This is a genomic window from Methylosinus sp. Sm6 (assembly GCF_019802345.1).
GTDB lineage: Bacteria > Pseudomonadota > Alphaproteobacteria > Rhizobiales > Beijerinckiaceae > Methylosinus.
On record NZ_JAINDZ010000010.1, the window covers coordinates 125047 to 142396 of the forward strand.

At 68.6% G+C, this 17350-nt stretch carries 15 protein-coding genes; 6 read left to right on the forward strand and 9 right to left on the reverse strand.

Annotated features, from left to right (window positions below):
* Positions 1–3: 3 nt before the first annotated feature.
* On the reverse strand, positions 4–1179 hold the full coding sequence (locus K3F48_RS09200) for a lytic murein transglycosylase (protein WP_222575128.1): 1176 nt from the start codon (positions 1177–1179) through the stop codon (positions 4–6).
* Between the two features lie 173 nt (positions 1180–1352).
* On the opposite strand from K3F48_RS09200, the gene K3F48_RS09205 reads away from it, so the two are divergent.
* On the forward strand, positions 1353–1826 hold the full coding sequence (locus K3F48_RS09205; protein ID WP_222575129.1) for a hypothetical protein: 474 nt from the start codon (positions 1353–1355) through the stop codon (positions 1824–1826).
* A 397-nt stretch (positions 1827–2223) separates the two neighbouring features.
* Here K3F48_RS09205 and dxs read toward each other — a convergent pair whose 3' ends face one another.
* Positions 2224–4155 carry a 1-deoxy-D-xylulose-5-phosphate synthase gene (gene dxs / locus K3F48_RS09210; RefSeq protein WP_222575130.1) on the reverse strand — a complete coding sequence of 644 codons (1932 nt, stop codon included), beginning with the start codon at positions 4153–4155 and terminating at the stop codon, positions 2224–2226.
* A 328-nt stretch (positions 4156–4483) separates the two neighbouring features.
* Between dxs and K3F48_RS09215 the strand changes: the two genes are divergently transcribed.
* The gene (locus tag K3F48_RS09215) at positions 4484–5743 is read left to right on the forward strand and encodes a GNAT family N-acetyltransferase (RefSeq protein WP_222575131.1); all 1260 of its coding nucleotides are present in this window, start codon (positions 4484–4486) and stop codon (positions 5741–5743) included.
* 155 nt (positions 5744–5898) lie between these two features.
* Positions 5899–6690, forward strand: a complete 792-nt coding sequence (locus K3F48_RS09220) for a DUF72 domain-containing protein (RefSeq protein ID WP_222575132.1) — start codon at positions 5899–5901, stop codon at positions 6688–6690.
* Here K3F48_RS09220 and K3F48_RS09225 read toward each other — a convergent pair.
* From K3F48_RS09225 to K3F48_RS09245, 5 genes are all read right to left on the reverse strand, one after another.
* A complete protein-coding gene (locus K3F48_RS09225; protein ID WP_222575133.1) occupies positions 6684–7928 on the reverse strand; it encodes a peptide-binding protein in 1245 nt (414 codons plus the stop codon). The two genes, K3F48_RS09220 and K3F48_RS09225, sit on opposite strands and share 7 nt — an antisense overlap.
* A 25-nt stretch (positions 7929–7953) precedes the next feature.
* Positions 7954–8190: a helix-turn-helix transcriptional regulator gene (locus tag K3F48_RS09230; protein ID WP_222575134.1), complete on the reverse strand. Its 237-nt coding sequence runs from the start codon at positions 8188–8190 to the stop codon at positions 7954–7956.
* Positions 8191–8739, reverse strand: a complete 549-nt coding sequence (locus K3F48_RS09235; protein ID WP_222575135.1) for a DUF2975 domain-containing protein — start codon at positions 8737–8739, stop codon at positions 8191–8193.
* A gap of 420 nt (positions 8740–9159) precedes the next feature.
* Positions 9160–10245 carry a M48 family metallopeptidase gene (locus K3F48_RS09240; protein ID WP_222575136.1) on the reverse strand — a complete coding sequence of 362 codons (1086 nt, stop codon included), beginning with the start codon at positions 10243–10245 and terminating at the stop codon, positions 9160–9162.
* Positions 10246–10258: 13 nt separating this feature from the next.
* On the reverse strand, positions 10259–11467 hold the full coding sequence (locus K3F48_RS09245) for a DUF898 family protein (protein WP_222575137.1): 1209 nt from the start codon (positions 11465–11467) through the stop codon (positions 10259–10261).
* A 159-nt stretch (positions 11468–11626) separates the two neighbouring features.
* On the opposite strand from K3F48_RS09245, the gene K3F48_RS09250 reads away from it, so the two are divergent.
* Complete coding sequence (locus K3F48_RS09250) at positions 11627–12319, forward strand: SDR family oxidoreductase (protein WP_222575138.1); 693 nt, start codon at positions 11627–11629, stop codon at positions 12317–12319.
* 7 nt (positions 12320–12326) lie between these two features.
* Here K3F48_RS09250 and K3F48_RS09255 read toward each other — a convergent pair whose 3' ends face one another.
* A complete protein-coding gene (locus K3F48_RS09255; RefSeq protein WP_255608770.1) occupies positions 12327–13601 on the reverse strand; it encodes an alpha/beta hydrolase in 1275 nt (424 codons plus the stop codon).
* Positions 13602–13766: 165 nt separating this feature from the next.
* Between K3F48_RS09255 and K3F48_RS09260 the strand changes: the two genes are divergently transcribed.
* Both K3F48_RS09260 and K3F48_RS09265 read left to right on the forward strand, forming a co-directional pair.
* Entirely contained in the window at positions 13767–16088 is a 2322-nt protein-coding gene (locus K3F48_RS09260) for a transporter substrate-binding protein (RefSeq protein WP_222575139.1), read from the forward strand.
* 139 nt (positions 16089–16227) lie between these two features.
* The gene (locus tag K3F48_RS09265) at positions 16228–16704 is read left to right on the forward strand and encodes a cupin domain-containing protein (RefSeq protein ID WP_222575140.1); all 477 of its coding nucleotides are present in this window, start codon (positions 16228–16230) and stop codon (positions 16702–16704) included.
* Positions 16705–16776: 72 nt separating this feature from the next.
* On the opposite strand, the gene K3F48_RS09270 is transcribed toward K3F48_RS09265, so the two are convergent.
* Positions 16777–17166 (reverse strand): HU family DNA-binding protein, encoded by a 390-nt coding sequence (locus K3F48_RS09270; protein ID WP_222575141.1) that lies wholly within the window; start codon positions 17164–17166, stop codon positions 16777–16779.
* Between the last annotated feature and the right edge of the window lie 184 nt (positions 17167–17350).

A 17350-nucleotide genomic window follows, 5' to 3' on the forward strand; every position in this document is an offset into this window, starting at 1 on the left:
GCGTCAGCGGTCGCGCAGCGCCTCCAGCGTCCTGCGGCCGGCGCGGCCGTCCGCGCGCATGCCAGCGCGGCCCTGGAAGTCGGCGATGGCCTGAGTCGTCTTGGTCCCGATGACGCCGTCCGGCTCGCCGACCTCATAGCCGTGGCGGGCGAGCAGCGCCTGCACCTCGCGGCGCTCGGCGCGCGAGAGGCCGGGATCGTCGGTCGGCCAGGCGGACTGAACCCCGGAGCGCCCGCGCAGCCGGTCCGACAGGATGGAGATGGCCAGAGCGTAGGATTCGGCGGCATTGTAGGAATAGATGGCGTCGAAATTCTGCGTCACGAGGAAGGCGGGACCGTCGCGGCCGGCCGGCAGCAGCAGCGCGGCCGCGCCCTCGCCGAGCGGCTGGCCGTCGAGCCGCCGCACGCCGCGACTCGCCCAGGCGGACATGGGCTGACGGGCCGTGCGTCCGGAAGGCCCGGAATAGCCCTCGGGAATGCGCACCTCGACGCCCCAGCGCAGGCCCGGCCGATAGCCGCTCTTGTGCAGATAATTGGCGGTGGAGCCGAGCGCGTCGGCCGCCGAGCTCGCAATATTGCGGCGCCCGTCGCCGTCGAGATCGACGGCGATGCGCAGGAAGGTCGAGGGCATGAACTGGGTGTGGCCGAAGGCGCCGGCCCAGGAGCCGTAGAACTCGTCCGGCGCGATGTCGCCGGCGTCGAGGATCTTCAGCGCGGCGATGAATTCGCCGCGGAAATAATCGTTGCGGCGGCGCGCCTCGCAGGCGAGCGTCGCCAGCGACTGCACCACGCTGCGCTTGCCGAAATTCTTGCCGAAATCGGACTCGACGCCCCAGACGGCGACCACCGTCGCCGCATCGACGCCATAGCGCTGCTCGGCCGTCTGCAACGCCGCGGCGTGGCGGCGCATCAGCGCGCGACCCTCATCGACGCGCTCGTCGTCGACGAGGCCGGCGAGATAGTCCCAGATCGGCGTCTTGAACTCGGGCTGCTTGTCCATGAAGCTCGGCGCGTCATTGGGCTCGAGCGCGCCCGTGGCGCTCTCGATCGCGCGCGCGGAAACGCCCGCGGCCGCCGCGGCGTGGCGCAGGCCGGAGAGGCAGGAGGAGAAGTCGGCCCGCGCCGGGACGGCGCAGAGCAGCGCGGCGAGGAGCGTCGGAAAGAGGGGAGACGTCTTCATGAGCGGAATTTTAGCGGCCGATGGTAAGCGGAAGGTTGGCGCTCCCCCTCGCGCCATGGTTCATTTTGACGCCGAGATCGGCTATTTTGTGGCCCAAGCCCGCTCCGAAGACGGGTCTCGACGGGCGCACCCGCGATCGGCGCGGCGCGACGCAAATGAAGAAGAGGACCCCGATGCTCTCCCGAATTCTCGCGCTGGCGCTGCTCGCCGCGCCCTTGACCATCGACCGCGCCCAGGCGGTCTGCTGGTTCGGCTGCCCCGACCCCACCGAAGCTCACGCGCGCCAGATTTTCGAAAATCTGCTGAAGACCCGTTTCGACAAGCCGGGCAAGGTGCTCTCGTTCAAGCAGACCATGACCGAGCGCCTGGAGATGCACGCGACTGGCGAGAAGGGCTATGAGCTGTTCTTCAACGCCACGGTGGAATTTCCCGAGGGCGCCAATCTCGAGTGCAAGCCGGACGACGCCGGCAAGTCTCCGGAGGGCTGCTCGCCGAGCAAATTCTTTGTGACGGCGCCACGCAGCAGCGACCCCAAGGGCAAGCAATATATCGCCCCCGGCTCGACCATCGCGTTCGACGAGGAATATCGCTTCTATGCCGCCGGCGACGGCTGGAAGGGCCCGGACGGAAAGGTCTACACGAAATAATCGGGGCGCTCCCTTCTCCGCTTGGCGGGCAGGGCGATCGCGTAAAGGATAAAATCCCCAACCCTCGTCCTGAGGAGCCGCTGCAGGCGGCGTCTCGAAGGGCGGCCGCAGAGCGAAATCAAAGGCTTCTCCCCGTTGCCATCCTTCGAGACGCCCGCTTCGCGGGCTCCTCAGGAGGAGGGTGACGGGACTGTGGTCCTTCGCCCGTATGGGGGCGGGAGAAGGTGGCCCCGCGAAGCGGACTCGGATGAGGGTCCGCGCCGGAAGGGCGATCTCTGGATGAAGGCGGCCTCCGGCGGAACGCCTCTTTCTGAAGCGCCCTCATCCGACCCGGCTACGCCGGGCCACCTTCTCCCACCAGTGGGAGAAGGAGAGCGGCTGCCCGATTTCGCCTCTTTTAAGCGATCATCGCGCGCGCGGCTCCGCGCTCGTCGCCGAGAGTCTCGAGCACTTTGGCGATGATCGCGCGAGCGTCGAGGCCGGCCTTGGCCAGCATCACATCCTGCTTGTCCTGGTCGATGTAGACGTCGGGCAGGATCATGCTGCGGAACTTGAAGGCGCCGCGCGTCCCGTCGAGCGCCCCCTCCTCCGACAGGAACTGGAACGCCTGCGCGCCGAAGCCGCCGATCGAGCCCTCCTCGATGGTGATCAACACCTCGTGATTGGCGGCGAGCCGGCGCAGGAGATCGCGGTCGATCGGCTTGGCGAAGCGCGCGTCGGCCACGGTGACGGAGACGCCGCGGGCCCCGAGCTCCTGGGCCGCCTTCAACGCATCGGCGAGCCGCGTGCCGAGCGACAGCAGCGCCACTCGAGAGCCCTCGCGGACAATGCGGCCACGGCCGATCTCCAGCGCCTCGCCGCGCTCCGGCAGATCGAGGCCGACGCCCTCGCCGCGCGGATAGCGGAACGCGATGGGGCCGTCGTCATATTGCACGGCGGTCGTCACCATATGGACGAGATCCGCTTCGTCCGCGGCCGCCATCACCACCATGCCGGGGATGCAACCGAGGTAAGCGACGTCGAAGGCGCCGGCATGGGTCGGCCCGTCCGCGCCGACGAGGCCGGCGCGGTCGATGGCGAAGCGCACCGGCAGATGCTGAATCGCGACGTCATGCACCAGCTGGTCATAGCCGCGCTGCAGGAAGGTCGAATACAGCGCGCAGAAGGGCTTGTAGCCCTCGCAGGCGAGGCCGGCGGCAAAGGTGACGGCGTGCTGCTCGGCGATCGCCACATCGAAGGTGCGATCGGGAAACGCCTTCTCGAACAGGTCGAGCCCCGTGCCGCCCGGCATCGCCGCGGTAATCGCGACGATCTTGTCGTCGCGCTCGGCCTCGGCGACGAGGCTCTTGGCGAAGACGCTCGTATAAGACGGCGCATTGGCCTTGGGCTTGTCCTGCGCGCCGGTCAGCACGTCGAAACGGTTGACGCCGTGATAACGATCGGCCGCCGCCTCGGCCGGGCCATAGCCCTTGCCCTTCTGCGTCACGACATGGACCAGCACCGGGCCGTCGTCCTTGTCGCGGACATTGGTCAGCACCGGCAGGAGATGCTCGAGATTGTGCCCGTCGATCGGTCCGACATAATAAAAGCCGAGCTCCTCGAACATGGTGCCGCCGCCGGTGATGAAGCTGCGCGAGAACTCCTCGGCCTTGCGCGCCTTGTCATAGAGGAAATGCGGCAGATGGCGGGCGAGCTGCTTGGCCGTCTCGCGCAGCGTGCGATAGGCCCCGCCGGAGACGAGACGCGCGAGATAGGCGGACATGGCCCCGGTCGGCGGGGCGATCGACATGTCATTGTCGTTGAGGATGACGATCAGCCGCGAATCGAGCGCGCCGGCGTTGTTCATCGCCTCATAGGCCATGCCGGCGGAGAGCGCGCTGTCGCCGATCACCGCCACCACATGATTATTGCCGCCGGAAATATCGCGGGCGACGGCCATGCCGAGCCCGGCGGAAATGGAGGTGGAGGAATGGCCGGCGCCGAAGGCGTCGTAATCGCTCTCGGCGCGCTTGGTGAAGCCGGAGAGCCCCCCGCCCTGGCGCAGCGTGCGGATGCGGTCGCGACGGCCGGTGAGAATCTTGTGGGGATAGGTCTGATGGCCGACGTCCCAAACGATGCGGTCGCTCGGCGTGTCGAACACATAATGCAGCGCCACGGTCAGCTCGACGACGCCGAGGCCCGCGCCGAGATGGCCGCCGGTGACCGAGACGGCGTCGATCGTCTCGCGACGCAATTCGTCGGCGAGCTGGGGCAGCTGATTCGGATGCAGCTTGCGCAGATCCTGCGGCGTGTCGATCCTGTCGAGCAGGGGGGTCTTCGATGTCGTCAAAGCGCCAACTCTGTTCTGGACGGGCCGAGAGCTTCGACCGCAGATGTTCTCATATAGCGGGTTCGGCGAAGCCGGCAAATGCCGGACCTCGGCAGTTTCATCCTGGCACGGATGGCGGCCCCGGCGCAACCGCTCGAGGCGCTGAGATTATTCGGTTCTCTGGAGCGTCGATCGTAACCTTTTTCGTGAAAGAGTGCGCCCGGTCCGATCCGCCGGCGCCCGCCGCCCCGGTCTGGCCCTCGCCTTGAAGCCGTCCCGTCAGCCGCAGCGAGATGTTCCGCTCTGGGCGGCCGATTTGGACGAAAGCGAGACCATTGTGAGGGAAGCCATGGCGACAGCGCCGTTTTGGATCAGCAGACCGCCGTTTTTCCGCGCCGTCGCAGCCCTGCCCGGCCGGGCCGCGAGCCTTCGCGTCGTCGCCGGCGTCGAGGCCGCGAAACGCACCGTCGTGGCGGAGGCGCTCGACGCCGAGCAGATCGCGCCGTTCACGCGGGACTGGGCCGATCTCGCGGCGCGCGCCGTCGAGCCGAACGGCTTTCTCGAGCCCGGCTTCGCGCTCGAGGCCGCGCGCCATTTTCCCGCGCGCTCGCGCCCGCTGTTCGTCGTCGTCTGGAAGCGCGCCGCCAATGGCGCGCGGCGGCTGATCGCGCTGTTTCCCATCGTCGCGCCGGGGCTCGCGCTCGGCGCCGCGGTGACGCGCGGCTGGCTGCACAAGCAGGCGGCGCTGGCGACGCCCCTCCTCGCCCGCGACGACGTCGACGAGGCGGCGGCGGCGCTCGTCGACTGGCTCGCGGCGCATGCGCCGGGGAGCGGCGCGCTGCTGTTTCCGACGCTGCCCATATCCGGTCCCGCCTTCGCCGCGCTGACGCGCGCCACCCAGGCGTCGGACCGCGCCTGGCGGGTGTTGGAGCGGCGCGAGCGGGCCATGCTGCAGCCCGGCAATGATCCGCGCGAGCTGTGGACCCGCAATGGCTCCGGCAAAGCGTTGAGCGAGCTGCGCCGCCGCCGCCGCCGGCTCGAGGAGGCGGGCGAGCTGACGCACAGGATTTATTGCGAGCCGGCCGAAATTCCCGCCGCCGCCGAGGCCTTTCTCGCGCTCGAGGCGAGCGGCTGGAAAGCGACGCGCGGCGCGCTGCTTGCCCATCCCTCGCTCGCGACCTTCACGCGCAGCGCGACGCGGCTCCTCGCGCGCGAGGGCAAGTGCAAGATCCACAGCCTGGAGCTCGACGGCAAGCCGATCGCCATGGGAGTCGTCATCGAGAGCGGCGGCCGCGCCTATTTCTGGAAGATCGCCTATGATGAGAATTTGCGCCCCCAGGCGCCCGGCGTGCAGCTCGTCTATTCGCTGACCGAGGCGCAGACCGAGCGCGCCGAGATCGAGACGACCGACTCCTGCGCCATTCCCGGCCATTCGATGATCGAGCGCGCCTGGCCCGAGCGGCTCGCCGTCTGCGACCTGATGATCCAGGCCGACGCGCAAGCTCCCGCGCGTTTTTCGGCGGCCTGCGCCGGCGAGAAGCTGCGCCGGCGCCTGCGCGCCGCCGCCAAGACGGCGTTCTATCGGGCGACGAAGCGCAAGGCGCGCTGAGCCAGAGCGAACGGGGGTAGGAAAAATCCCTACCCCCGCCCTGAGGAGCCGCCGCGTTGTACAGGCTCGTGGCTTGCGTCGACGGCCTATCGAGAGCGAGCCCTCTAAGGCTCGCTCAAATCGGCTGAATCACGCCACTAGCTAGCGGAGGTCGGATGATTCGCGTCGGCGTCGGCGGCTGGAGCTTCGAGCCTTGGCGGGGGGGCTTCTATCCCGAGGACCTGCCGCACGCGCAAGAGCTCGCCTATGCGTGCCGCCACGTGACGGCCATCGAGATCAACTCCACCTTTTATCGCACGCAATCGCGCGCGAGCTTCGCCAAATGGCGCGACGCCGCGCCCGAAGGCTTCGTGTTCTGCGTGAAGGCGCATCGCGCCGCCGTTTCGGCGCGGGCGCTGGCGGAGGCGGGCGACAAGGTCGAGTATTTTTTGTCGAGCGGGGTCGCGGAGCTCGGCGACAAGCTCGGGCCTTTGCTCTGGCAATTGCCGCCGCACAAGCCTTTCGACCCCGCCGAGATCGGCGCCTTTCTGAAGCTGCTGCCGAAGCAAAGGAACGGCCGTCCGCTGCGCCACGCGCTCGAGATTCGCCACGAGAGCTTTCTCGACGCGAAATTCATCGCGATGCTGCGCGAGGAGAATGTCGCCGCCGTGCATGTCGACGGCGAGGGCCATCCGGCGATCGCGGACGTGACCGCCGATTTCGTCTACGCCCGCCTGCGCCGCACGCGCGAGGACTGCGCAACGGGCTATGCGGCGAAGGCCCTGGGCCTCTGGGCGAAGCGCGCGCGCAGCTGGCAGAGCGGCGCGACGCCCGCCGATCTGCGCTCGCTCGCGCCGCCGGCCGAAAAACGCCCCCGCGACGTCTTCGTCTTCATGATCGACGGCGCCAAGGTGAGGGCGCCGGCCGCGGCGATGGCGCTGATCGAGCGGCTCGACAGCGGTCAGTAATGGTCGACACGCGCCTCGATGTCCCGCTCGAGGCCTTTGCGTGCGATGCGAAGCAGCTTGCGCTCGCCCGGAGCGCCGTGCAGAGCCGACAGCGCGGCTTCGCGTGGCGCGCCGCGCATCGCCATCCCATCGACGGCGACGATCTCGTCTCCGATCGATGCTTCCGCGACGCTCGCGAGCCCGCTCTTGCGCGCGACTCCGCCTATGAAATAGCGGCCGGACTCATAGACGAGAGTGACGCCCACCACGTCGAGCTCGCGCGGGTCGGGCTCGGACATTTTTCGCCAATAGGACATGGCGCGCGGATAGTCGATGGTCAGGCGATAGGTCTTCAGCACATTGGCGCCCAGCCAGCCCGCGACCGGCTCTCCCGCATTCGCCTGCCATATGTCCCAGAAGGCTTCTCCGAAGATCGAGTCGACGACGGGCGACAATGACGGCCCCGATCCCATCACGCCGATGTCGCGCATCGCCAGCGGCCCGATCATGATCTGAGGAATCCGCAACATGAGTCCGTCTTTCTCGAATGGAAGATCGAGCATGTTGTAATTCGCCGGCCCGACGGCGCCCTTCGCGCGCAGCCATTCCGGATGACGCGCGGCCCAGGAGGAGGCGAGCGCGCCGCGCGTCCAGCTGTAGGGACTGCCGGCGTCGATCACGAAGGCGTGCGTCGCGCCGTCGATCTGCGCATCGACGAGCGCAAGGCCGGTGCGCCGATCGACGCGGATCGGCGCAGCGACGCCGTCGGCGGGCAGAGCGCCCGAGGCGGCGAAGACGAGCCGGCGAGCAGGATAGTCGAGCACGATCCCGCCATTCGACAGCGCGCCCGACTGCAGGACCATATCCACGCGGCGGGAGGGAAAGAAGGGGCCGAACTGGCGCTCGCCCGCCGCGCGCTCGGGCTCGCTGCGCACGGCGGCGGCGGCGATCTCGATGCGTCGGCCGCCGATGCGCAAGCGCAACGCGCGGCCGCCGGCAATCTCCAGCTCGTCATAGAGGCCGCGCCTCAACACCGGCGGCGCTTGTCCCATATTGAGCAGAGCGAGGCAGCGCCGCCATGCGCCGTCCGGCGTCTCGGCTTCGATCTCGAAGAGAATTTGATCGCCGTCGAGAATCATCGGCGTGCTCGCCGCAACGCCGTCCGCTGTCGCCTGCCCCTCCATGTCGGCGACGCCCGCGATGATCGAGCAAGCCGAGAGCGCGCAAGCAAGCCCCGTTGCGATGAAAGGTCTGATCATGGACGCCTCTTCGAAATAAATGTCGTTATCCCGTTTCGGCGCAGACGGCCGCGGCCTCGTCGGGCGCATATTCCATGAGGTCGCCGGGCTGGCAGTCGAGCTCGCGGCAAATCGCGGCGAGCGTCGAAAAGCGGACGCCATTCACCTTGCCGGATTTCAGCAGCGAGAGATTGGCCTCGGTGACGCCGATCGCGCGCGCGAGGGTCTTGGAGCGCATGCGGCGCTTGGCCAGCATCACATCGAGTCGCATGACGATCGGCATTCAGACAAATCCGTCCCGCTCGGCCTCGATCTCATGCGCGCATCGCATCACGTCGGCGACGACGAAGACGAGCGCGCCGAGAACCGCAGCCTGGATTTCGGAGAGGTGGAACCAAGTCGGATCATTCGCGACGCCTGCGAGGAGCGCGATACGGTTCGCGCAAAAGGGCGCAACCGCATAAGCGATGAGCCCGAGACCCACATGCTTCAAGCAATGCGCGTTGCGCGGAGCGAAGACGACGCCTCGCGCATAGAGGCCGAACAGCAGGCGCAAGCGCAGAAAAATATAGGCGGCGGGCGCGACGAGCAGCAGCAATGCTCCGGCGCCGACGAGACGCTGCGCCGGACTGAAAGCCGAAAGCGCGACCAGGCCCGCCGCCGCGTCCGGCCTGCGTCCGAACCAGACGCCGCCGGGTCCGAAGGCGATATCCTCGCCCTGATAGGACAGGACGACGCCGACCAGCGCGGCCGCGAACAGCAATGCGAGCGCAAGCAGCAGCGTGAACAGCGCCGATAAGAGCGCGCCGCTACGCCGAATGCGTCGCAGCAAGGGCGGCTCGGGAGCAGGAGCTTCCGGTGGAAGGAGCGGGACGACATTCGACATGCTTCAGGCCGACCTGAAATTATCGATCTACGATAATAAAACAAATTTTGCGATAATTACAAGAGCGGACCCGCGCCATTCTTCAATCGAGGAGTCAGGAGGGAGCGATCCGATTTCCGGCGCGAACAGGATCGCGTCGGACTTGCGCCGCGCGGCCGTCAGAGGCCTTGGCGACGTGCGTCGACGAATTTGAAGCCTCTCGAGAGCGAGCTTGAAGGCTCGCGGTCCAGGGCCGCGCTCGGACCGCGAGCCTTCAGCTGCATCACGCCACCAGCGTCGCTCGAGCAGGCGCTCAGCCGGCGCATCCTTCCACGCTTCGCGCCTTCATAAAAAAGAAGCTTGGACGCGAAGGGATCCAAGACTGCGTCAATCGCAGATCGCCTTCAGCGCCGCCCATTGCTCCGCATCGAGCAGCGGGGGGCCCTGCTCGCCCGCGTCGGCCGCCGCGAGCGCGGCGAGGCGCTGCCCGGTCAAAGGGTGATCCTGCAGCAGGCCGAGCGCGGCCGTCTCCGAGCTGGAGATGCGCGTGAGCAACTCCCCCAAGGGGCGCGCCGGCCGTCCGAGGCGCGTCAGCAGCTCGCCGGCGTATCGATCCGCCTCCGCCTCCTGCTCGCGCGAATGCGCGGCGCCGATCAGCGCCTTGCTCGCGAAGATGAGCGCGCTGGCGCCGGTCACGTCGCCGAACAGCAAGCCGACGAGATAGGAGGTTCCGCCGAGGGCGATCACCCTGCGCAAGGCGTCGCGACGCGCGATATGGCCGAGCTCATGGGCCAGGACGCCGGCGACCTCGTCCGGCGCCTGCGCCTGTCTCAGCAGCCCGGCGAACATATAAATCTTGCCCCCGGGCAGAGCGAGCGCATTCGCGACCGGCGTGTCGAGAACCTCGATCGTCGTCTCGGAGGGAAGCCCCGCCGCGCGTTGCAGGCGCGACGACAGCGTGGCGAGCGCGGCGCCGCCGGCCTCGCCCTCACAGGAGTCCTGCGGGAAGATCGCGCGCAGCTGTGTGTCGACCGCCTCCCCGAGGCGCCGCTCCAACCGGCTCGGAACGAGCGGCGCGAGCCGGTCGGCGGCGAAGGGAACGCCGAACCAGATCATGACGACGACGCTCGCCGTCGCCGCGATCGACCAGGCGGCGATGCGGCCCATCGAGACGCGCGCCGCGCCGCCGTGGAGGCAGTGGCAGCGCGCCAGAATCTCATTGTGGAGGCGCGCGTCGGGCAGCTCGAGCCGGGCGAGCTCGGGCGCCTCCGGCGATTCGCGCGAGAGCACGAAGCCCGGGCGGTCGACGCGGCGAATCTCGTCATAGGGCCAGATCGCGAGCGTCTCGTCCTCGGCGGCGATCTCCAGCGCCGTCGCGAGGAAACGCAGGGCGACGATGCGGCGCCTGCTGGCGACGCCATCGAAGAAGAACGATTCAGGGCCCGCATTCACCGGCGCGGGGGCTGCGCTCATCGAACGCGTCTCCTCAGAAGCCGACGACATCGAGGCTGCCCAAGAAGCCCTCGTTGATCGCGTTCGCCGAGGATCCCGTTTCCGCCACGGCGGCCTCCGCCTGCTCGAGCGCATGCACGCGCAGCGAGCCCGCGACGATCTTCCAGACGCGCTGAACGAAATAGATGCGGGTCGCGATGCCCGCCGCAACGAAAGTCAGGACGTAGAAGGCGCCGAACAGCACGAAAAGCGCCGCGGACGGCTGCTGCTGCGGCTGCGGCGCGTGTCCGCCCGAAATGAGCACAAAGGTCACGATCCCGACGAGAGCGCCGAAGGCGAGCATGCAGCCCATGACGATCGCGAAATAGACGTAGTAGTTGGTGAGGAGCCGGCGTGTCGTGAGGCTGGTCTCCAGACGGATGTCGCCGAGCCGCAGCCCCTCGAGCCACCATCGCCATTGCGCCGCCTTGAAGGCGGCGTAGAGCGCCGGCGCGGCGAACAGGGCGATGAGCATCGCCAGCAGGAGCAGCGCTTCGCTCTTGGCGGCGCCGAGGATGAGCGACGTCACGGCGACGGCTATGGTCGCCGCCCAGATCCACCAGCCGCGCTTGAAGAACGCGCCGCCGCGCGCGACGAAATCGCCGCGCAGGCCGCCATAGGAGGTGTTGCGCATTTTGTAGCGCTCGAGCGCCGCCTGCGCAAAGGGCAGGGCGAGGCCGAGCGTCAGCGCGATCACGGCGCCCCAGCAAAGCGCGCGCCCCAGATAGGCGAGGCCGGAGCCGCCCATTCCGAAGCGCAGGCCGCGCCAGCTCGTCTTGTGCAGACGGTAGCGGCGCGCGCCGTAATTGGCGTATTGCCCGAAGGCGAAGAAGAAGAGCAGCAAGGGCAGCGACGCGAACGCCTTGTATCGCTCCGCCTCCATCGTCACGAGGAAATAGAGGAGATAGGCCGGCGTGGCGATGGCGAGCGCGAAGAAGAAGCCGAACAGCAGCTCGCGCGCCGCGCCGACATATTCCAGCGCGTCGCCGTCGATGACCGTGTTCGACCAGAGATAGCGGCGCATCTTCGTCGCCAGCCAGAATCGATAGAAGCCAGCGGTCACGATCTCGAGCAGAGCGCCTCTCATCACGAGGCGGCGAAATTCCCCGTTTTCCCCGGTGAAGAGAATGGGCCGAGGCGCCGTCGGGAGGGGAGCGGATGCGGCGACGGCCTCGTCCCGCACGACATTGGAGCAATCCGACATGGCGAACAGCCTTTCGCGACAATCACAAGGCACAACTCGCTCAGGCTACGTGCTCGAGCGGAGCCTCGCAAGGCCGAATCGCGAAACAACGGCCATCTCTCGCTGACGCCGCGCCACTTCGCGCTATATTCGAGGAGTCTCGGCGAAGGAGCGGACCTCATGGCGGAGCATTGGTTCATTTCCGGCGCGAACAGGGGCATTGGCCATGGGCTGGCGACGCTGGTCGCCGAGCGCGGCGACGACGTCACCGCCTCGGTGCGCAGCGAGCGCGCGCGGGAGGAGCTGCAGCGGGACGTCGCGCGCCATCGCGCCCGCTTCGCGATCGTGAGCTTCGACACGCGCGACGAGGACGCCATCCGCGCGGCGACGCAGACGGTCGAGGAGCCGATCGACGTGCTCGTCTGCAACGCCGGCGCCTATGGACCGCAGCGCCAGTCGACGCTCGACATGGATTTTCGCGGCGCGCTCGATCTCTTCGACGTCAACGCGCTCGGGCCCCTGCGCCTCGTCCAGGCTCTCCTGCCCAATCTGCGAAAGGCGGAGAACCCGCGCGTGGTTCTCATCTCCAGCGGCCTCGGCTCGATGGCGACGGCGGGCGCGACCAATATCGCCTATCGCGCCGCCAAAGCGGCGTTGAACAAGATCACGCAAGGTCTGGCGCTCGATCTGCAGCGGGACGGGATCATCGTCGTCGCTCTCAATCCCGGCTGGGTGCGCACCGACATGGGCGGCAGGAACGCCGAGCTTTCGGTGGAAGAGAGCGCGACCGGCATCGTCGCGACCATCGACGCGCTGACGACGGGCGACAGCGGGCGCTTCGTCGATTATCGCGGCAAGGACACGCCCTGGTGAGCGCGCCTCACTGCAACGGCCGCAGCGTGTCCGTCATCTGCGTCCCGAGCTGCTCCAGCCGGTCGCCGAAATTTTCGCGCGCGCGCGGATCGACCACCGCGAAGGGCGCGGTGACCGCGGCGCCGGCCGCCGTGCCGACGGCGGCAGCGGCGCCGGTCGCCATTTGGCCGACGCTCTCGCCGACGCTCGTCCGCACGTCGGCGAGCTGCTGGCCGGCGGCGAGGCGGCGGCCGATGGCGCGCACCACCTCCGGCGATTGCGCGAATGTGCCATGGCCGAGCGGATCGCTCGACGCCACATCGGCGAGATCGACGACGAAGATGCGGCGCTCGGCGAGCAGAGCGCGATAGGGCTCGACGTCCGGGTCGATGCCGCCGAGCCGCACCTTGTCGCCCCACACATGGCGCGAGGCGGCGAGCGCCTCGTCATTGCGCGAGACGAACAGCGAGAACAGCGCGCGGCGCTCGCCGATCTCGGCGATCTGCCGCGTGAACACGTCGAAATCCACATCCGGCGCGGCGAGCATCACATTCTTGATCTTGCCCGGCAGGCCTTTGTCGCGAATGGCCATCTGCCGCAGCGCTTCGAGCGTGACCCAATTGCCCATCGAATGCGCCAGGATGGAGATTTCGCCGACCGCCGGATCGCGGGCGAGCGCGCGCAGCACCGTCTCCAGCGCATCGCGCGAATAGCTCGCGCTCTCGCGGTCATAGCCGTAATCGACGAGGCGCCCGCGCGAGGGCCAGGTGAACAGCACCGGCAGCGCGCTCGTGCCGGAATCATGGACGATCTGCGCGAAGCGATAGACCGCCTCGGCGAAGAGCGTGTTGAAGCCGTGGACGAAGACCAGCGCCTGCCGCTTCGGCGCGGCGGCGATGCGGCTGTGGAAATCGCGCAGCGCCGCGTCGCGCGCCAGCGGCTCGGCGCGCAGCGTGACGAAATCCCGATAAGGATCGGCCGGGACGGCGTCCGGCCATTGCACCTCGCCGATTTGACGCGCCGCATCGGGCGGAATGGAGACGGCGACATCGGCGAAAGCGAGCCCCGCCCCGCGCTCGCCGGTGAAGAGATCGCCCGGCGCGGCGCCCTGCCCGCTGCGCGTCGTGGCGACCAGCATGTCCACGCGGCTCGTGCCCGGCGCCCGCGGCTGCGCGATCAGCACGCCATGCGGGCGGTCCGCGCAGGCGGCGAGCGCGACGGCGGCGACGAGCGCGCCGAGACGAAACGGCTTCAAATAGCGCAAACCCGCCCCCTGGTCGGCGAAGCTCTCGGCGCTCTGCATAGACCCGCGCGCCGCGCGAGTCGATCCGCCTCGCGCGGCGACGCTCAAACTTACGGCGCCACTGCCGAGAATTGAGGCGAGATCACGCGCATTCCTAAACACATCCGTAACCCTGACGAATGAGATTCGCCTTGGGTTTCCGAGAATTGCTGGAGCCTCTGTCGAATGGCGCAGACCTTTCGCGCGAAGCTTCCTTCGCGCATGCTCGTGACCGCCGCTCTCCTCGCGGCGGCGGCGCCGGCGACCGCCGGAATGGCGACGGGGAGCGTCGCGCTCGCCGGCGTCGTCGCGCTCCTCGCCGCGCTCGCCGCGGCCGCCCATATCGAGCGTCGGCTCGCGCCGCACATGGAGGCGATGGAGACGATCGCCGGCGGAGACCGTTATGCCGCGCTGCCCCACGCCGGCGACGGCCTGACGCGACGCCTCGGCGCGGTCTCGGCGCGGATGCGAGACATGCTGGTCGCGGCCGACGCATCGGCCGTGGCGCAGCGCAGCCGCGAGGCGGAGCTCGAGATTCGCAATGCGGGACGCGCCCTCTTCACCCGCCGCTTCCGTGACGGCGTGAGCGAAGCCGTCGCCGGGCTCGAAGCCGCCGGCGAGGGCGTTCGGACGACGGTCGGCGCGCTCGACGCCTGCAGCGGCGACATGCGGCGGCGAACGGCGAGCGCCGCCGTTGCGGCCGAGGCGGCCGCGCGCGACGTGGACGGACTCGCCGGCGCGGCGCGGGCGGCGATCGATCTCCTCGCCGGTTCCGCGCGGCAGATCGCCGATGCGCGCGCCGCCGCCGATCGCACGGCCGAGGAGCTGGCGCGCGCCGACGCCATCGTGCGCAGCCTCGCCGCGGCGATGGGACACATCGGCGAGGTCAGCCGGCTCATCCAGGCGATCGCCGCCCAGACCTCGATGCTGGCGCTGAACGCGACCATAGAGGCGGCGCGCGCCGGCGAATCGGGGCGCGGCTTCGCGGTGGTGGCGGGAGAAGTGAAGACGCTCGCCAGCCGCACGGCGTCCGCCGCCGGCGACATCGAAGCGCAGATCAGCGAGATTCGCAGCGTCGTGGAAGAGACGGTCGCGGCGATCGCGGCCGTCTCGGCGAGCGTCGAGGCGATGGCGCGGGTCGATCGCGGCCTCGCCGAGACGCTCGGTCGCGAGGCCGGCGAGCTCGACCGCATCGGCGGCCGCGCCGCGCTCGTCGCGCATGAGGTGAGCGGCGCGCTTCCCGATTTGAGCGGCGTGGTCGGCGAGGTGGAATCGGCCGGCCGCTCGGTGCGGACGACCGCCGAGGACCTGCTCGGCCGCTCCCATCTCCTCGCCGACACGGTCGGCCGCTTCTTCTCCGACATCGACGGCGGGGCGATCCGCGTCGGCATTCTACATTCGCTGTCCGGCACCATGACGAGCAGCGAGCGGCCGCTGCAGGAGCTGCTGGTGATGCTGATCGAGCAGCGCAACGCCAGCGGCGGCCTGCTCGGCCGGCCTATCGAGGCGGTCATCATGGACCCGCGCTCGGTTCCGAGCCTCTACGCCGAGCAGGCGCGCGTCCTGATCGAGGAGCGCAAGGTCGACGCCGTCTTCGGCTGCTGGACCTCCGCCTCGCGCAAGGCGACTTTGCCCGTTATCGAGCGGCTCGACAGCCTCTTGTTCTATCCGAGCCAATATGAGGGTGAAGAGCGCTCGCCCAATATCGTCTATGCGGGCGGAACGCCGAGCCAGACCGCGATTCCCGCGGTGGACTTTCTTCGCACGCGCGGGGCGCGGCGCTTCTTTCTCGTCGGCGTCGACGACGTCTATCCGCGCGTCACCAATGCGATCCTGCGCGCCTATCTGGCGTCGCGGGGGATCGCCGGCGGCGACGTCGTCGAGCGCTATGCGGCTGCCGGCCGCGAGGATTGGCGCGACGTCGGCGACGAAATTCGCGCTTTCTGCGGCCGCCCCGGCGCGGCCGTCGTCTCCACGGTGAGCGGCGACGCCAATCTGCGCTTCTTCGCCGAGCTCGCGCGCGGCGGCCGCGGTCGCGCGGCGACGCCGATCATGTCGCTCTCGATCGGCGAGGCGGAGCTGCCGGCGCTCGCCCATTGCGGCGTCGACGGGGTCTTCGTCGCCTGGAACTACCTGCATGAGATCGACGCCGAGGAGAACCGCCGCTTCGTCGCCGATTGGCGTCGCTTCAAAGGCGCGCCGGACGCCATGACCAATGACGCCATGGAGGCGACCTGGCTCGGCTTCAACCTGTGGAGCGCCGCGGTGGTCGCCGCCGGCGCGTCGCAAGCGGCGAAGACGCGCGCGATCCTTCCCGGACGCAGCATTCGCGCGCCGAGCGGCTTCACCGTGCGCGTCGACGAGGAGACGCAGCATCTCGTCAAGCCCGCCTTCGTCGGCTGCGTCGATCGGGGACGCATCCTGCCTGTCTGGACGAGCGCCGGGCTCATCGCGCCCGAGCCCTGGAGCCGATGGCTGGCGCAGCGCCGCACCGGCGCGGCCGCCTAGCGCCGAAAGCCAGCGGCGCCGGGACGCGAGACTATTTACATATAGATCAGCTAGATTATTGTCGCGGCAAAGCGTCCATTTGGCCGCAGAAATTCAGCCTTTGGAGCGCGAGGAGCCGACGAGCGAAAGGGAGTTTCCTATGAAGACAATCGCATTTATCCTGACTGGAGCCTTGGCCGCGACATGCGCCCAGGCAATCGCCGAGCCCGACAAGCCCTTCATCTACACGCCGCCGGAGGATGTCGCCTTCAAGAGCCCCTTCGGCGTCGGGCCGGATCAGGCGGTGCTGTACGGCGATCCGTCGAAGCCGGGTCTTTATGTGGTGCGCGTGCGCTTTCCGCCCGGCGCGCACTCCAATCCGCATTTCCATTCCAAGGATCGCCATGCGGTCGTGCTGAAGGGCGTTTGGTGGAACGGCGTCGGCGAGACGCTGGACTTCGGCAAGGCGAAGCCGCTGAAGGCCGGCTCCTATGTGCTCCATCCGGCCGGCGGCGTGCATTGGGACGGCGCAGGCGATGAGGAGACGATCGTGCAGATCATCGGCGAAGGGCCGGTGGAGACGACACGGCTCGACACGCCCGGCGTAGCGGCGGGCTATTGGCCCAAGCCGAAATGACTTCGCGTCATTCTGGCTGGGCGCCTCGATAGCGCGAACGGGATCGAACGCCGTGGCGTTCGATCCTGCGCGTCACGGCGCCGCGACGGTCTTCAGCTTGGACAGCGCGCGGATTTTCACGCGCACGCTGGCCGGCTTGGCCGCGGCCTTCACCATCTCGCCCGTCGCCGGATTGCGCACCAGAGTGCCGGCCTTGCGGGCCGGGACCTTGCGCAGCGAGACTTTCAGCAAGCCGGGAAGAGTGAACTCGCCGACGCCGCGCGGATGCACGGAGCCGAGGAACACCTCCTCGAGAGTGGCGTAGACCGCCGCCGCCGTCTTGCGCGGAAGCTCGTTCTGCTCGGCGATATGATTGATGAGCGCCGCCTTGGTCAGCGTCTCCTTCACCGGACGAACCGTGGACGCCTCGGCTTTCCTGGTCTTCTTGACTACCGCCGGCTTCTCGCTCTTCGCCCTGGCCATCGCATGTCTCCCTGCTGCAACAGGCCGCGCATCGTGACAGATGCGGCGCGCCGTAAACCGCTTGCTAACGTTTCGAACGCTGATTCGCAATCATGCATCACGAAATGTAGGGCTCCGAATTCGGGTTAACGGCGGTTAACGGATGGGCTCAGGCGTGATTCCCTATCGGCGGAGTGATTCTGGA

Bases quoted from the DNA above. Each gene is read 5' to 3' on its own strand.
- K3F48_RS09265 (WP_222575140.1), top strand. From the start codon at position 16,228: ATGAAGACAATCGCATTTATCCTGACTGGAGCCTTGGCCGCGACATGC.
- K3F48_RS09240 (WP_222575136.1), bottom strand. From the start codon at position 10,245: ATGAGCGCAGCCCCCGCGCCGGTGAATGCGGGCCCTGAATCGTTCTTC.
- K3F48_RS09205 (WP_222575129.1), top strand. From the start codon at position 1,353: ATGCTCTCCCGAATTCTCGCGCTGGCGCTGCTCGCCGCGCCCTTGACC.
- K3F48_RS09200 (WP_222575128.1), bottom strand. From the start codon at position 1,179: ATGAAGACGTCTCCCCTCTTTCCGACGCTCCTCGCCGCGCTGCTCTGC.
- K3F48_RS09245 (WP_222575137.1), bottom strand. From the start codon at position 11,467: ATGTCGGATTGCTCCAATGTCGTGCGGGACGAGGCCGTCGCCGCATCC.
- K3F48_RS09270 (WP_222575141.1), bottom strand. From the start codon at position 17,166: ATGGCCAGGGCGAAGAGCGAGAAGCCGGCGGTAGTCAAGAAGACCAGG.
- K3F48_RS09230 (WP_222575134.1), bottom strand. From the start codon at position 8,190: ATGCCGATCGTCATGCGACTCGATGTGATGCTGGCCAAGCGCCGCATG.
- K3F48_RS09260 (WP_222575139.1), top strand. From the start codon at position 13,767: ATGGCGCAGACCTTTCGCGCGAAGCTTCCTTCGCGCATGCTCGTGACC.
- K3F48_RS09215 (WP_222575131.1), top strand. From the start codon at position 4,484: ATGGCGACAGCGCCGTTTTGGATCAGCAGACCGCCGTTTTTCCGCGCC.
- K3F48_RS09250 (WP_222575138.1), top strand. From the start codon at position 11,627: ATGGCGGAGCATTGGTTCATTTCCGGCGCGAACAGGGGCATTGGCCAT.
- K3F48_RS09220 (WP_222575132.1), top strand. From the start codon at position 5,899: ATGATTCGCGTCGGCGTCGGCGGCTGGAGCTTCGAGCCTTGGCGGGGG.
- K3F48_RS09225 (WP_222575133.1), bottom strand. From the start codon at position 7,928: ATGATCAGACCTTTCATCGCAACGGGGCTTGCTTGCGCGCTCTCGGCT.
- K3F48_RS09255 (WP_255608770.1), bottom strand. From the start codon at position 13,601: ATGCAGAGCGCCGAGAGCTTCGCCGACCAGGGGGCGGGTTTGCGCTAT.